15 protein-coding genes are annotated in these 13,941 nt (G+C 38.6%); 14 read left to right on the plus strand and 1 reads right to left on the minus strand.

Features of this window, described 5'->3' with window-relative positions; all coding sequences use genetic code 11:
* Nucleotides 1-16 precede the first annotated feature (16 nt).
* The 4 genes from ACGTNH_RS10220 to ACGTNH_RS10235 all read left to right on the plus strand — a co-directional run bounded on the left by ACGTNH_RS10220 (nt 17) and on the right by ACGTNH_RS10235 (nt 3,023).
* Complete coding sequence (locus ACGTNH_RS10220) at nt 17-871, plus strand: menaquinol-cytochrome c reductase cytochrome b/c subunit (RefSeq protein WP_394586611.1); 855 nt, start codon at nt 17-19, stop codon at nt 869-871.
* A 68-nt stretch (nt 872-939) separates the two neighbouring features.
* A complete protein-coding gene (gene lhaT, locus ACGTNH_RS10225) occupies nt 940-1,524 on the plus strand; it encodes a lipoprotein heptaprenylglyceryl N-acetyltransferase LhaT (protein WP_394586612.1) in 585 nt (194 codons plus the stop codon).
* A 57-nt stretch (nt 1,525-1,581) separates the two neighbouring features.
* A complete protein-coding gene (locus tag ACGTNH_RS10230) occupies nt 1,582-2,283 on the plus strand; it encodes a sporulation protein YpjB (RefSeq protein WP_394586613.1) in 702 nt (233 codons plus the stop codon).
* Nucleotides 2,284-2,348: 65 nt separating this feature from the next.
* Entirely contained in the window at nt 2,349-3,023 is a 675-nt protein-coding gene (locus tag ACGTNH_RS10235; RefSeq protein WP_394586614.1) for a zinc metallopeptidase, read from the plus strand.
* Between the two features lie 34 nt (nt 3,024-3,057).
* Here ACGTNH_RS10235 and ACGTNH_RS10240 read toward each other — a convergent pair whose 3' ends face one another.
* A complete protein-coding gene (locus ACGTNH_RS10240) occupies nt 3,058-3,930 on the minus strand; it encodes a YitT family protein (RefSeq protein WP_394586615.1) in 873 nt (290 codons plus the stop codon).
* Between the two features lie 145 nt (nt 3,931-4,075).
* Here ACGTNH_RS10240 and ACGTNH_RS10245 point away from each other — a divergent pair, with 145 nt between their 5' ends.
* From ACGTNH_RS10245 to dinG, 10 genes are all read left to right on the plus strand, one after another.
* Nucleotides 4,076-4,423, plus strand: a complete 348-nt coding sequence (locus tag ACGTNH_RS10245) for a nucleotide pyrophosphohydrolase (protein WP_394586616.1) — start codon at nt 4,076-4,078, stop codon at nt 4,421-4,423.
* Nucleotides 4,410-5,210, plus strand: a complete 801-nt coding sequence (dapB, locus tag ACGTNH_RS10250) for a 4-hydroxy-tetrahydrodipicolinate reductase (protein ID WP_394586618.1) — start codon at nt 4,410-4,412, stop codon at nt 5,208-5,210. Before ACGTNH_RS10245 ends, dapB begins: the two co-directional genes overlap by 14 nt.
* A 15-nt stretch (nt 5,211-5,225) precedes the next feature.
* Nucleotides 5,226-5,639, plus strand: a complete 414-nt coding sequence (locus tag ACGTNH_RS10255) for a methylglyoxal synthase (RefSeq protein WP_394586619.1) — start codon at nt 5,226-5,228, stop codon at nt 5,637-5,639.
* A 5-nt stretch (nt 5,640-5,644) separates the two neighbouring features.
* Nucleotides 5,645-6,784: an N-acetyl-alpha-D-glucosaminyl L-malate synthase BshA gene (gene bshA / locus ACGTNH_RS10260; protein WP_394586620.1), complete on the plus strand. Its 1,140-nt coding sequence runs from the start codon at nt 5,645-5,647 to the stop codon at nt 6,782-6,784.
* Nucleotides 6,765-7,952 carry a CCA tRNA nucleotidyltransferase gene (locus ACGTNH_RS10265; RefSeq protein WP_394586621.1) on the plus strand — a complete coding sequence of 396 codons (1,188 nt, stop codon included), beginning with the start codon at nt 6,765-6,767 and terminating at the stop codon, nt 7,950-7,952. The genes bshA and ACGTNH_RS10265 overlap by 20 nt, the downstream gene beginning before the upstream one ends.
* Nucleotides 7,928-8,923 carry a biotin--[acetyl-CoA-carboxylase] ligase gene (locus ACGTNH_RS10270; protein WP_394586622.1) on the plus strand — a complete coding sequence of 332 codons (996 nt, stop codon included), beginning with the start codon at nt 7,928-7,930 and terminating at the stop codon, nt 8,921-8,923. Before ACGTNH_RS10265 ends, ACGTNH_RS10270 begins: the two co-directional genes overlap by 25 nt.
* Nucleotides 8,913-9,734, plus strand: coding sequence for a 3-methyl-2-oxobutanoate hydroxymethyltransferase (gene panB / locus ACGTNH_RS10275; protein ID WP_394586623.1), 822 nt, complete (start codon nt 8,913-8,915; stop codon nt 9,732-9,734). Before ACGTNH_RS10270 ends, panB begins: the two co-directional genes overlap by 11 nt.
* Before the next feature lie 13 nt (nt 9,735-9,747).
* Entirely contained in the window at nt 9,748-10,599 is an 852-nt protein-coding gene (panC, locus tag ACGTNH_RS10280; RefSeq protein ID WP_394586624.1) for a pantoate--beta-alanine ligase, read from the plus strand.
* Nucleotides 10,600-10,633: 34 nt separating this feature from the next.
* Nucleotides 10,634-11,023: an aspartate 1-decarboxylase gene (gene panD / locus ACGTNH_RS10285; RefSeq protein WP_394586625.1), complete on the plus strand. Its 390-nt coding sequence runs from the start codon at nt 10,634-10,636 to the stop codon at nt 11,021-11,023.
* Nucleotides 11,024-11,151: 128 nt separating this feature from the next.
* Nucleotides 11,152-13,926 carry an ATP-dependent DNA helicase DinG gene (dinG, locus tag ACGTNH_RS10290; RefSeq protein ID WP_394586626.1) on the plus strand — a complete coding sequence of 925 codons (2,775 nt, stop codon included), beginning with the start codon at nt 11,152-11,154 and terminating at the stop codon, nt 13,924-13,926.
* Nucleotides 13,927-13,941: the final 15 nt, after the last annotated feature.

The raw sequence follows: 13,941 nt of genomic DNA on the forward strand, positions 1-13,941 counted from the left end.
TAAAGGAGGGAAAGCTGTGCATAGGGGAAAAGGTATGAAGTTCGTCGGTGATTCACGAATTACCGCTGAACAAAAAGCCAATTTACCAAAAGATTATTCAGAATACCCTGGTCGTACGGAAGCGTTCTGGCCTAACTTCCTTCTAAAAGAATGGTTAGTTGGTTCGGTTTTCCTTATTGGTTTTCTGATTTTGACTGCAGCTCACCCATCACCACTTGAGCAGCAGGCCGATCCAACCAATGCTGGGTATATTCCGTTACCCGACTGGTATTTCTTATTCTTATACCAATTTTTAAAGTATCAATATGCTGGTGGAGACTTTATCGTCTTTGGAGCGATTGTTGCGCCGAGTATAGCATTTGGAGCTTTGCTGCTTGCGCCGTTTCTTGATAGAGGACCTGAACGCCGTCCGCATAAACGTCCTATTGCTGTTGGCCTTATGATGCTTGGATTTATCGCTACTTTCTGGCTTACTTATGAATCTGTATCAGAAGTAGACTATGCTGAGCGTGATGAGCAATATGGTGTAAGTATTGAAGCGGAAGAGGTAGAGATTGACACAGAAGCTGCCGGCTATGAAATTTATGAAAATAACTGTGCCAGCTGTCACGGCGGAAACCTTGAGGGTACAGGAAGTTACCCGGCTTTAATTGATACACAGCTGCCTGCAGATCAGGTTAAAGATATTGCCCAGAATGGTATCGGCGAGATGCCTGAAGGAATCTTTGAAGGTTCTGAAGAAGAACTCGATCAACTAGCCGCATTCGTAACAAATCCTACGGGAGAAGAAGACGGTGAAGGTGGAGAAGAAGGATCAGAAGAAGAAGGTTCTGATGATGAAGAGGGTTCTGATGAAGAATCAGAAGAATAACATAATCTTATAGAAATAAGCCGTGCCCTTCCTTCGGAGCACGGCTTATTTTATCATTGGAGGTTCTTATGAAGGCGTTACTGAATTACATATTAAATCAGCGCAGCTTTCTAATAGCTCTTTTTATCATTAATCTTTTAGGTACTATATACGGATATATATGGTATGCATCACAGTTGAAAATGACTGACCCTATTTTTTTACTATTTGTGCCTGATAGTCCGACTGCCAGTCTATTTTTTACCATATTTTTAGCTTTTTATATCTTTAAAAAGAATGTACCTTATTTCGAAGCGTTGGCTTTGATTACGTTGTTCAAATATGGGGTTTGGGCTGTAGTCATGAATGGATTAACATGGATGGAATACGGTTCACTTCCATGGACAGGATATATGCTTGTTATTTCTCATGGAGCCATGGCGATCCAGGGACTTCTCTATGCCCCTTACTATAAATTAAAACTCCGCCATGTAGTCGTAGCAGCTGTATGGACGTTACACAATGATGTTATTGATTACGTGTACGAACAAATGCCAATTTACCCTTCTATCATGGACCATATGAACGAAATTGGTTATTTCACATTTTGGCTTAGTATAGTATCTATAGCCATTGGGTTCTACGTGGTAAGAATTAAAATGGATTCGGTCTAATCCTCTCTACTTCTTCATACACTATCATTAAGATAGAAGTAGAAGGGGAGAGGCTACATGGGACGAGCTATTCTCATTGTTTTTCTGTCGTTAGCCGGTATAATCTTTGTGTGTAATCAATGGATAACAGCTGATACGAATGACGAAAACTTAGAGCCTTTTGTAGAACAATACAGGTATTTAGTTTTTGATGGAAAATATGATCTTGCAGAAAAAATGTTGGATAATCGTTATCAAGAATTGGAAAACTATTATGAGGAAAAATCTTTAGCTCACAAACAAACTTTTGCTCAACTTGCGGGTAACACGAACCAAAACCCTGAACAAATAGTTCATTTGTTGAACTTTCTAGATCTCTCTATAAGTCCAGATGAGGAGAAATTAGTTAAAGAAAAGCTAAAAGAAATTCAAATACTGGCAGAAAACTCAGATATTAACCGTACAGATGTGCTGGAGAAATGGACAAGTTTATCTTCTTTTATTGAATTGTACTTTCCACAGGAAAAAGTTCATTACGTGAATGAAGCCTTACAAAGTTATCATGCGAGCAGTTCATTAGAAACACAGCAATCGTTGCTGTATTATTTAGACTACATGATACCGGAGGACGAAAAAGATAACACACACGACGCTTTCATTTGGACAGCGATAATTATAGGTGGTTCAATCATAGGCACGCTTTTTTATGTCGGTTACCGTAAATACAAAGCGGAAAAGGAACTGGTAAAAGAGAAGCAAACCCGAAAACAAAATAGTTGATTTTTTAAGTTTATTTGACTAAAATTGACCTATATGCAGTAGACATCTAAGATGGAGGAATGAAGATGGAGTTTCTCATTTATTTTGCGATTATTTTGTTGGTGCCTATTTGGGCTTCTTCAAAAGTAAAGAGTACGTATAAGAAGTATTCAAAAGTACCGACGTCCTCATCCATGACTGGGGCAGAGGTCGCACGAAAAATTTTAAATGACAACGGTATTTACGATGTGGGGATTGAAGAAACAAGAGGAACGCTATCTGACCATTACGATCCTCGAAAGAAAGTTATTAGACTTTCCTCAGACAATTATCATGGTCGTTCCATGGCGGCAGCTGCAGTATCCGCACACGAAGTAGGTCACGCGATTCAGGATGCTGAAGAATATGCGTTTCTTAAGTTCAGAAGTGCTTTAGTACCTGTAGCAAGTTTTGGGTCAAACATTTCCATCTTTTTAATTATTGGTGGCATGCTGCTTCAAATGTCAGGATTGCTGCTTGTCGGCATTGTATTCTTTGCGGCTGCTGTGCTCTTCCAATTTGTAACGCTTCCTGTAGAGTTTGATGCTTCCAATCGAGCGATGGGGCAGTTGGTTTCCACAGGAGTGATTAGAAATGATGAAGAACGTAAAACAAAAAAGGTGCTAAATGCTGCAGCGTTAACATATGTTGCTGGTGCTTTAGTTGCCCTTGCTGAGCTATTAAGGTTTGTATTTATGTTTATTGGAATGAACCAAGATTAAAAATTTCCCGCTTGAGGTTTCAAGCGGGAGTTTTTTAATTTAAAGGCATTTTATTTTCATCTAATGTAAAACCTTCACCAGTCACTTCGTGCACGTGACTTACCGCAACAAAGGCATGAGGATCGATTTGTTCAATGACATTTCGTAATCGAATGATCTCGTTTTTTCCTATAACACAATAAAGCACGTCTCTACGGGATCCTGTAAATGATCCTCTCCCTTCGAGTACGGTGACCCCCCGATCCATTTCTTTCATTATCTTATGGGCGATTTCTTCACTCTTTTCGGATATAATTGTTGTCCCTCTAGCTGCATATGCACCTTCCTGGATAAAGTCGATAACCCGGGCCCCGATAAATACGGCAACCAGCGTGTACATTCCTTTAATGTGGTCTAAGTAAGTAATAGTCGATGTGAAAATAACTAGTGCATCAAACAGAAACATGGATCTCCCCATGCTCCAACCGAGGTATTTGTTCATGAGCCTGGCAATGATATCAACGCCTCCTGTGGTTCCTCCATAACGAAAAATGATGCCAAGACCTACCCCAATACAGACTCCGGCAAATAAGGCGGCAAGAGTTAAATCAGCTGCAAGATTAATTTCAATTAAGTACATTTGTGAAAGACGGATGAATATAGAAACCGCTAATATTCCAATTAAAGAATAAAAAAAAGTATGTCGGCCAAGTATTTTCCATCCAACAATAAGAACAGGAATGTTAAGAACGATGTTCATTAATGCGGGATCCCAATTAAATAAGTATAATAGCAATAGAGTAATTCCGGTAAAACCACCCTCCCCCAGTTCATTTTGAATGTTAAAGTGAACAAGGCCAAATGAAAAAACAGCTGATCCTAATAAAATAAATAAAATGTTTTTAACTTTTAATCCAAATAGTTTCACTATCTCACCTCCACATTTAGTAACGGCTCTAATTATAAAGTTTTCCTAAAAAACCCACAACGTCTATAGTATTAATAATTTGTCAAATCCCCTCCTTTTGGCTACCATTACATTATGATACAGGTAAGTGTAAGGAGGAATATTGTTGAAATATGATACAAAGGAGATTCAGGATCGAGTCGATCGTTACATATCCCAATTTAAAGAAGGGTATTTCTCTCCCTTGAGTCTGCAAGCACGTTTGACAGAAGAAGTGGGAGAACTGGCCAGAGAAATTAATCACCGGTACGGTGAGAAGCCTAAAAAGTCTTCTGAGAATGAAAAAGCTTTAGAGGAAGAGTTAGGGGACATTATTTTTGTGCTTACTTGCTTTGCTAACTCTTTAAACATAGATTTATCAGATGCATTTGAACAATCAATGAGTAAAATAGAAACAAGAGATCGTAATCGCTGGACACGTAAAGAAGGAGAGAATAATCATGAGTCGAATTAAGTGTATTGTAGCTGGGCCTAGAGGAAAAATGGGCAGTGAGGCCTTGAGGATGATAGAGAAAGACGAGCAATTAACGTTGACTGGCTGTATTGATCGTAAACATGATGGAATAAACGTAAAAGACGTTGATGGCCTTCCTAAATTGGATGCTCCTATTTTTACAGATGCGGAAGTTTGCCTCCAAGAGGTGGAAGCAGATGTATTAATTGATCTGACTACTCCAGAATTTGGATATAAACATACGAAACTTGCTTTAGAGCAAAATGTGCGCCCTGTCGTCGGGACCACTGGATTTTCTGATGGACAGCTTGAGGAATTGAGAAGTTTAGCCGCAGAAAAACAACTGGGGGCGGTCATAGCACCTAACTTTGCTATTGGAGCTGTTTTAATGATGCAGTTTTCAAAGTGGGCTGCGAAACATTTTCCCGATGTTGAAATTATTGAAAAGCACCATGATCAGAAACTCGACGCGCCTTCAGGTACCGCTGTTAAAACAGCACAGCTCATCCAAGAAGAGAGAGAAGCGCATAAGCAGGGTCACGAAAATGAAACAGAAACGATGACTGGGGCACGAGGAGCAGAATTTGAAGGTATGAGAATTCACAGTATGCGATTACCAGGGCTTGTTGCTCACCAGGAAGTTGTTTTTGGAAACTTAGGAGAGACGTTGACGATTAAACATGATTCCCACCACCGTGAATCCTTTATGTCTGGAGTAAAATTAGCTGCAACCGAAGTTATGAAGCTCGATGTTTTAGTGTATGGATTAGAACATCTGCTAGACTAAAGGGAGGTTAAAGAAATGAATATTGCTCTTATTGCACATGATAAGAAAAAAACGGAAATAATTAATTTTGCTACTGCTTATCGTGATATTTTAAAAAAACATGATTTATTTGCAACTGGTACAACAGGAAAGAAAATAAATGAGGCTTCAGGTTTACCCGTTGTACGCTTTCAATCTGGACCGCTTGGAGGGGACCAGCAGATAGGCGCGAGGATTGCCAATGAAGAAATGGATGTGGTTATCTTCTTTCGTGATCCTTTAACAGCTCAACCTCATGAACCAGATATAACAGCTCTTTTAAGGCTATGTGATGTACATCAAATTCCTGTGGCTACTAATATGGCGGGTGCTGAAATTATGATTCGTGCGTTAGATCGTGGAGAGATTAACTGGAGACAAGTAGTTAAAGACAGGAAAGATCAGGTGTAACTTTTATGACTAAAATAGGTATTACTTGCTACCCTACAGTCGGTGGATCCGGGGTAATTGCAACGGAATTAGGTAAACTACTAGCAGAACAAGGGCATAAAATTCATTTTATCACTTCTCAAGTCCCATTTCGTCTCAATCGCGTTTACCCTAATATTTTTTATCACGAAGTTGAAGTAAGCAATTATCCGGTTTTTCAACATCCCCCATATGACTTATCACTTGCAAACAAAATGGCGGAAGTAATCGATCGAGAAGAATTGGACATTTTACACGTGCATTACGCTATGCCTCATGCTGTATTAGCTATATTGGCTAAACAAATGTGTAATAGAGATGTGAAAATTGTAACAACTCTGCATGGCACTGACATTACTGTATTGGGAATCGATTCAACTTTAAAACGTATGATACGCTTTGGTATTGAGCAATCAGACTGTGTCACAGCCGTTTCCCACAGTTTAGTTGAACAAACGAGAGAGCAACTCGATACAACAAAAAATATTGATGTCATTTATAACTTTGTTGATGAGCGGGAGTATTATCGTATTCCTACACCCACATTAAAAGAAGAGTATGGGATGTCGGAGGATGAAAAAGTTATTATTCATATTTCTAATTTCCGAAAAGTAAAAAGAGTGGATGATGTCATCCGTGTTTTTGCCGAAATCGTCAAGAAAATACCTAGCAGGCTTGTTTTGGTTGGTGATGGTCCGGAGTATTCTAATTGCTACCACCTTGTAAAAGAGTTAGAACTTGAAGAGTATGTTTTATTTTTAGGCAAACAAGAAAATGTAAGCGAACTCCTGGCTATTTCAGATTTAAAGCTGCTCTTATCTGAAAAAGAAAGTTTTGGACTAGTGCTGCTTGAAGCAATGTCTTGCGGTGTACCTTGTATTGGAACAAATATTGGAGGCATACCCGAAGTTATTCAGCATGGTGTTACAGGCTATATTGGCGAGCTGGGAGACGTCTCAGGAATTTCGAGACTAGCCATTGACTTATTATCCGATGAAGTTAAAATAAAACAATTCTCAAAAGATGCAGAATCTCTTGTTCATGAGAAGTTTGCATCCACAGCTATTGTTGAGCAATATGAACAACTTTACAATCAGGTGATGGAACATGAACTCAAAAATTGCTAAAGCATTAGAAATTGTAAAAATCATTGAAGATGCAGGAGGCAGGGCACACATAGTGGGAGGGGCCGTTCGTGACACACTTCTAGGAAGACCTATAGAAGATGTTGACTTAGCTACTTCTTTTACCCCTCATAAAATTAGCAAGTTATTTTCTAAGGTTGTCCCAATCGGCATTGAGCATGGCACTGTTCTTATTCGTTACGACTCGGAATCCTACGAGATCACTACATACCGTACGGAGGAAGGGTACAATGATTTTCGCCATCCTGATCAGGTCGAATTTGTCCGTTCAGTTGAGCAGGATTTAGCGCGTAGAGATTTCACCATCAATGCGATGGCACTAAATGGAGAAGGGCACTTAATTGACCCGTACGGCGGACAAGAAGATTTGGTAAAAGGGTTGATAAGGGCCGTTGGTGATGCTAAAGAACGATTTAGCGAAGATCCGTTACGTATGATGAGAGCCTTGCGTTTTTCAAGTCAACTCGGCTTCAGTTTGGACAAATATATCAGTGATGCTATTTCGTATCAAGCTTCCCTTTTATCGAAAATTTCTATTGAGCGTATAGCCGTAGAATTTGAAAAATTATGTAAAGGTCAAGAATATAAAGCCGTTCTCCTTCACTTAGAAAAACTTAAGGTTCATCATTATTTACCTTTGTTTAAAGAAAATTCAGAGCAGATTAAAGTTATACCTTCTGTACGGTTACAAGGTTTTTCAGAACTCATTCCTTTTTATTGTGAAAAAGGCTCTCCCTATGAAATATCAGAATGGATTAAAGCTTGGAAACAATCCAACCTGGTAAAGAGAAATTCGTTAATTATTTATGAAGCGGTGCATTCATATGATCACAAACCGCTGCCTGAGGTTATATATCCAGTTCCCTCTCATTTAATTGAGAGTCTAGTCAATGTACTGCAGGCCATCGATGTAAACATCGAACATTCTTATGTTCAGGAAGTTTACGATAAACTGCCGATACATTCCCGAAAGCAATTAGATTTCAAAGCCGAAGATTTAATGAAAGAATATCCGAGTCAAACAAAAGGACCATGGATTGGAGATTTCTTGAACAAAATAGAAAAAGCTGTGGTACTAGAACTCATCCCTAACGAAAATCAAGCGATAAAGGAATGGATAAAAACATGGAATCCACCCGAAACCGATTAATCCAACTGTTGGTTAAAAAGGACGGATATGTGTCAGGACAGCAGTTATCAGAACAACTGGAAATATCACGTACAGCCGTATGGAAACATATGAAAGAGCTTGAAAAGGACGGTTATAAAATTGAAGCTCTCCAAAGAAAAGGTTATCGAATTATATCCTCTCCTGATAAAGTGAGTGAAAACACAGTTCAATGGGGGTTAAACAATGATTGGCTGGGACATCAGCTGTATCATTATAGAGAAGTGGATTCGACCCAGGATATTGCACACCAGCTTGCAAAACAAGGAAAACCTCATGGTACTGTTGTTATGGCAGATGAGCAGGTGAAAGGGAAAGGACGTATGTCAAGACCCTGGCATTCACCAAAAGGGAAAGGAATATGGATGAGTATCTTATTACGTCCTGAGCTTATGCCTGTCCAAGCTCCCCAGCTAACGCTGTTAGCGGCTACCGTTCTCGCAGAGGTGTTCGCCCGCAAGTCGGGACTGAAGCCTCAAATTAAATGGCCGAATGATATTCTTATAAAACATAAAAAAGTTTCAGGGATTCTTACTGAGATGCAGGCAGAACATGATCAAATTCAATATATAGTGCTCGGGATCGGCATCAATGTCAATCAGGCTGCTGAAGATATTCAAAAGGACTTAAGACATAAAGCATCTTCCTTACGTATCGAATCAGAGGAGGAGTGGTCAATCGCCGAAACTATTCAGAGCATTTTACATCAATTTGAAGAAACTTATGATCAATTTATGTCGCAGGGCTTTAAACAGGTAAAGAAGATTTGGGAGAAGTATGGGTATAAGATTGGTGAACAAGTGACCATTAAGACGATGAAAAAAGAATGGAAAGCCGAGTTGATAGGGATTGAACCTGATGGTGCTTTAAAAGCAAGAGACTTATATGGGAACGAAGAAAAACTTTATTCCGCAGAAATTCATTGGGGAGAAGGAGGATATGATGCTAAATAAAACTAAACTCATGAAAATGAAAGAAGAAAAAGATAAGATTACTATGCTTACTGCTTATGATTATCCTTCAGCGAAGGTGGCTGAGGAAGCCGAAACTGATATGATCTTAGTAGGAGATAGTCTTGGAATGGTAGTACTAGGATACGATTCTACCATTCCTGTTACTGTGGAAGATATGGTGCATCACGGTAAAGCTGTAAGAAGAGGGGCCGGGGATACGTTTGTCGTAGTAGATATGCCATTTATGTCTTATCATGTATCTTTGGAAGATACACTTAAAAATGCTAAGCAGATTTATCAAGAAACTGAAGCTCAAGCCTTAAAGGTAGAGGGGGCAGGAAACGTCCTGCATACGATTGAATCATTAACTGCTGCAGGTATACCTGTGGTAGGGCATTTAGGGTTAACGCCGCAGTCTGTTAACGTTTTAGGCGGGTATAAAGTTCAAGGGAAAGAAAAGAAAGCTGCTTATCAAATGATTGACGACGCAAAAAAAATTCAAGAAGCCGGTGCAATGGCTCTGGTATTAGAATGTGTACCGAAAGAATTAGCCTCGTTGATTACAAAACAACTTAAGATTCCTGCAATTGGGATAGGAGCTGGCGCGGAGGTTGATGGTCAAGTGCTCGTATATCATGATATCTTAAAATATGGAGTCGACCGCTTGCCTAAATTTGTTAAAGCTTATTTTAATGGTAATGAACACCTCAAAGAAGCTGTAAAGTCATATGTAACGGAAGTGAAATCAGGAGAATTTCCTGGTGAAGAACATACATTCACAATGGAGGTAGAATCGCTTCCAAAGCAATAAGGAGTTAGCAAAAATGGAAGTTTTCAAACAGATAGCTGAAGTACAACAGAAAGCTCAACAAGTTAAGCTGGACGGTAAAAGCATCGGGATCGTGCCTACTATGGGTTTTTTACATGAAGGACACCTCAAACTCATACAGGAAGCCAAAAATGAAAATGACTTTGTTATTCTATCCATTTTTGTAAACCCGCTGCAGTTTGGAGAGAATGAGGATTTAGATTCTTATCCAAGAGATGAAGAGACTGACTTACAACTGGCTCAAGAGCACGGAGTGGACCTCGTATTTTTTCCTACAGAGCAAACAATGTATCCTCATTCTTTATCGATAGAAATGTCAGTCATAAGAAGAGCTGATGTTCTATGCGGACGCAGTCGACCGGGCCATTTTGAGGGCGTAGTTACTGTCCTTACTAAGTTATTCAATATTTGTCTGCCTACTAACGCTTATTTTGGAATGAAGGATGCTCAGCAAGTGGCAGTAGTTGACGCTCTTATTAAAGATTTTAACTTCCCTGTAAAACTGAAGCCGGTTGCTACAGTGAGAGAGTCTGATGGTTTAGCTAAGAGCAGCAGAAATGTTAATTTAAGCGATGAGGAACGAAAAGAAGCACCTGCTATTTTTCAAGCTTTACAATATGGGAAAGAGCTATATGACTCTGGAGAAAGTAACGTCAATTATATTATTAAAAAAACCAGACAGTTCCTTGAAGAGCGGAGTCATGGTAAAATAGATTATATTGAGTTACTATCATACCCTGAACTCGAAAGCGTTAATTTAATAGATCGTCAGGTCATACTCGCGATAGCCGTCAACTATAAGCGAGCCAGACTTATTGATAATATCGTGTTTAGTGAAGCCGAGTGATAACAGGGTAATTGTTCAAGGAGGAGTCATCATCGTGTTTCGAACAATGATGAAAGCAAAATTACACCGTGCCCGGGTCACCGAGGCTAACCTTAATTATGTAGGAAGCATAACAATTGACCAGGATCTAATGGATAAAGTCGACATACTCCCGCATGAAAAGGTACAGGTTGTAAATAATAACAACGGAGCTCGGTTGGAAACATATGTAATAGCTGGAGAAAGAGGTAGTGGAGTTGTTTGTTTAAATGGTGCAGCTGCCCGGCTGGTTCAGCCGGATGATGTCATTATTGTTGTCTCTTATGCTATAGTGAACGAAGAAGAAATGGCTGAGTTTAAACCTAAAATTGCCATTATGAGTGAAGACAATCAAGTAATGGAGATCATTGAAGAAGAATCTCCATTGACGGTGCTCCCCCTATAATCTTAACCAGCGATAATTTAGCGTTGAATCCCTAAAGTCTTGGAGTGTCGGTAAGGATCTTAGCCCATGTAAGTAATCGGCAAAGATCCTTACTTTATGTTATTGTGCGTGTTTAAGGAGGGTTTGTCATGGCTTCATTTGCCATAGTAGATCTTGAAACAACAGGAAATTCATCTTCAAAACAAGATCGAATCATAGAAATTGGAATTGTACTTATTAAAGAAAAAAAAATCGTTAAAGAATTTTCGGCACTCGTTTATCCAGAGCGTGAGATCCCTCCATTTATATCCTCTTTAACCGGAATCGATGATGAGGATGTCATCGGTGCACCTTTATTTTCAGAAATTGCACACGAAGTTTACCATTTATTTAACGATGCTTACATAGTAGCTCATAACGTTGAATTTGACCTCGGCTTTTTAAACGCAGAGCTTAAGAATTGCGGATTGCCTGCCTTAACTAATCCTATTATTGATACAGTAGAGATGGCTCGTATTTTATTTCCTTCTTCTGAGAGTTTCAAATTGGGACATTTAGCCGGGCAGATGAATTTAGGACATGACCGTCCTCACAGAGCTTTATCAGATGCTCAGGTTACAGGGGAGCTATTACTTTGTCTATTAGAGCGCCTAAAAGAATTACCAGAGCACACGCTAACACAATTATTAAAAGTTACTGAAAAGTTAAAAAGTCAGATGAGACCATTTATTGAAGAAGCCATTGATCAAGCAAGGTATTCTGTAAAAGGTATGCAGCATTACAGAATTATGCACGGTATTGCTGTTAGAAAACTCACACCTGATAAAAAAGAAAAACCAGTCGTCACAAAAAATTTTTCAGAATGGATGACTCATATTTTTGAAGGGAAAGAAGGACTTAAGGGATCCATTCCTACTTATGAGACTAGAGCAGGCCAAAGAGAAATGTCTGAATCTATATATAGTGCTCTTACAGACTCTCAGCATGCTTTAATAGAAGCTGGAGCCGGAACAGGAAAATCTATTGCTTATTTATTATCTGCACTATACTATTCGATAAAAAACAACCAAAGAATCGTGGTTTCTACTTACACGACTTCATTACAGAATCAATTACTTCATGAAGAAGTACCTAAGCTTGAAAAATTATTTAATGAGCCAATACGAGTTGAGCTTTTCAAAGGGAAAGCGCACTATATTAGTTTGTCTCATTTCAGTTATGAACTGGAAAACTCTTATTTAGATAACTATGATGAAGCGTTGGCTAAGGCTATGATACTTGTTTGGCTGTCTCAAACGTATACAGGTGATATTGAAGAAATTCAGCTTCCATCAAACGGGCAGCAATTTTGGCATAAAATTTCAGCCGAACAATCTGTTAAACATCAAAAAGAAGAAAACTACTTTTATGCGCTCGCTGAGGAAAAAGCGGAGTATGCAGATGTTATTATTACGAATCATTCACTTTTAAGTTTAGACTTAATCAGTGACCAGCAACAGTTACCGAGTTACGAAAAAGTTATCATTGACGAAGCCCATCAATTTACTACCGTTGCAAGTCGATATTTTGGTGTTCAACTTAATTACAAAGAATTACAAAGTCAGTTGACTCATCTAAATGAATTACTTTCTGATCGTTTTCTTTCCAGTGGTTCTCCAGTTATTAATACAAAATTAGAACAAAGCCGTGAAGCAGTTGAACAGGCTAAAGAAGAGTTAAGTCAACTATCGAAGTTTATTTATCATAGTATTAAACGAAATCGTCCATCTAGTAAAACGAAAAGTGATATAGGCCGTGTCCAATATTCTCTTCTTCATTCAAAAGACGAAGCTATGATATCGACAGCCGCTGAAATGATGGAGCGCTTTTTATCTAAAATCTTATTAATAAAGAGAATATTAAGGACAATTATTAATCAATTTATAGCTGTTCAACAAACAGAGCCCATAGCCATACTAGTTTCGCGGCTCGAACAGTATGAAAATGTATGCTTTAATATTGTGGATCAGCTTGGTAGATACTTTAAAGAAGAATCATTGGAAGAAGCCAAATGGGTTGAAATAGAAGGGAGCGGACATCAACATTCCTTTTATATGTACAGTGAACCCGTGAACCTTGATGAACTTCTTCGCAAAAAGCTCATTACACGAAAAGAAAGTATTGTACTTACTAGTGCGACACTTACAACAGCACAGTCTTTTGACTTCATAAGAAAAACCATAGGGTTTATAAAAGAAGATAAAGTTATTGAAAAAGTTCTCCCTTCACCTTATAAGTTCGACCAAAATGCGAGGTTAATGATTCCAAATGACTTTCCGAATGTAAGAGAGGATCAAGAAGAATTTATCTATTCGGTAAGTGAAGCCATTTATTCATTATCACAAGTCACTAAAGGGCGAATGCTCGTATTATTTACTTCATATGATATGCTGAAAAAAACATATTACTTGTTAAAAGAGATGATTAATCCAGAAGAATATATGATTTTCGGTCAAGGTATTTCTAGTGGAAGTCGAGATCGTTTAAAAAAGAACTTTCAAGCTTTCGATCAATCGGTTTTATTAGGAACAAGCTCCTTTTGGGAAGGGGTTGATATTCCTGGTGATGATCTATCTTGTTTAATGATTGTGCGACTTCCTTTTCAGCCTCCTGGGCAGCCTGTCCAAAGTATTAGGGAAGAGGTAATTAAAAAAGAAGGAAAAAATCCTTTTATGGATTATTCACTGCCAGAAGCTATTATTAGATTCAGACAAGGGTTTGGACGATTAATCCGATCCAGTACGGATCGAGGAATCGTTTTCGTCTGTGATCATCGGATTATGGAGGCACGTTATGGGAAGTATTTTATTTCCTCGATACCAGATATTCCAGTGACGTATGACTCAACTACGAATTTAATAAAACAAGCTCAGAATTGGCTATAAATATTGGAATTTTTA

Source organism: Halobacillus sp. B23F22_1 (genome assembly GCF_043497005.1).
Lineage (GTDB): Bacteria > Bacillota > Bacilli > Bacillales > Halobacillaceae > Halobacillus_A.

Coding starts and splice junctions, on each gene's coding strand:
- ACGTNH_RS10230 (WP_394586613.1), top strand. CDS start 1,582: ATGGGACGAGCTATTCTCATTGTTTTTCTGTCGTTAGCCGGTATAATC.
- ACGTNH_RS10255 (WP_394586619.1), top strand. CDS start 5,226: ATGAATATTGCTCTTATTGCACATGATAAGAAAAAAACGGAAATAATT.
- ACGTNH_RS10265 (WP_394586621.1), top strand. CDS start 6,765: ATGAACTCAAAAATTGCTAAAGCATTAGAAATTGTAAAAATCATTGAA.
- ACGTNH_RS10235 (WP_394586614.1), top strand. CDS start 2,349: ATGGAGTTTCTCATTTATTTTGCGATTATTTTGTTGGTGCCTATTTGG.
- dinG (WP_394586626.1), top strand. CDS start 11,152: ATGGCTTCATTTGCCATAGTAGATCTTGAAACAACAGGAAATTCATCT.
- dapB (WP_394586618.1), top strand. CDS start 4,410: ATGAGTCGAATTAAGTGTATTGTAGCTGGGCCTAGAGGAAAAATGGGC.
- ACGTNH_RS10270 (WP_394586622.1), top strand. CDS start 7,928: ATGGAATCCACCCGAAACCGATTAATCCAACTGTTGGTTAAAAAGGAC.
- lhaT (WP_394586612.1), top strand. CDS start 940: ATGAAGGCGTTACTGAATTACATATTAAATCAGCGCAGCTTTCTAATA.
- bshA (WP_394586620.1), top strand. CDS start 5,645: ATGACTAAAATAGGTATTACTTGCTACCCTACAGTCGGTGGATCCGGG.
- panB (WP_394586623.1), top strand. CDS start 8,913: ATGCTAAATAAAACTAAACTCATGAAAATGAAAGAAGAAAAAGATAAG.
- panC (WP_394586624.1), top strand. CDS start 9,748: ATGGAAGTTTTCAAACAGATAGCTGAAGTACAACAGAAAGCTCAACAA.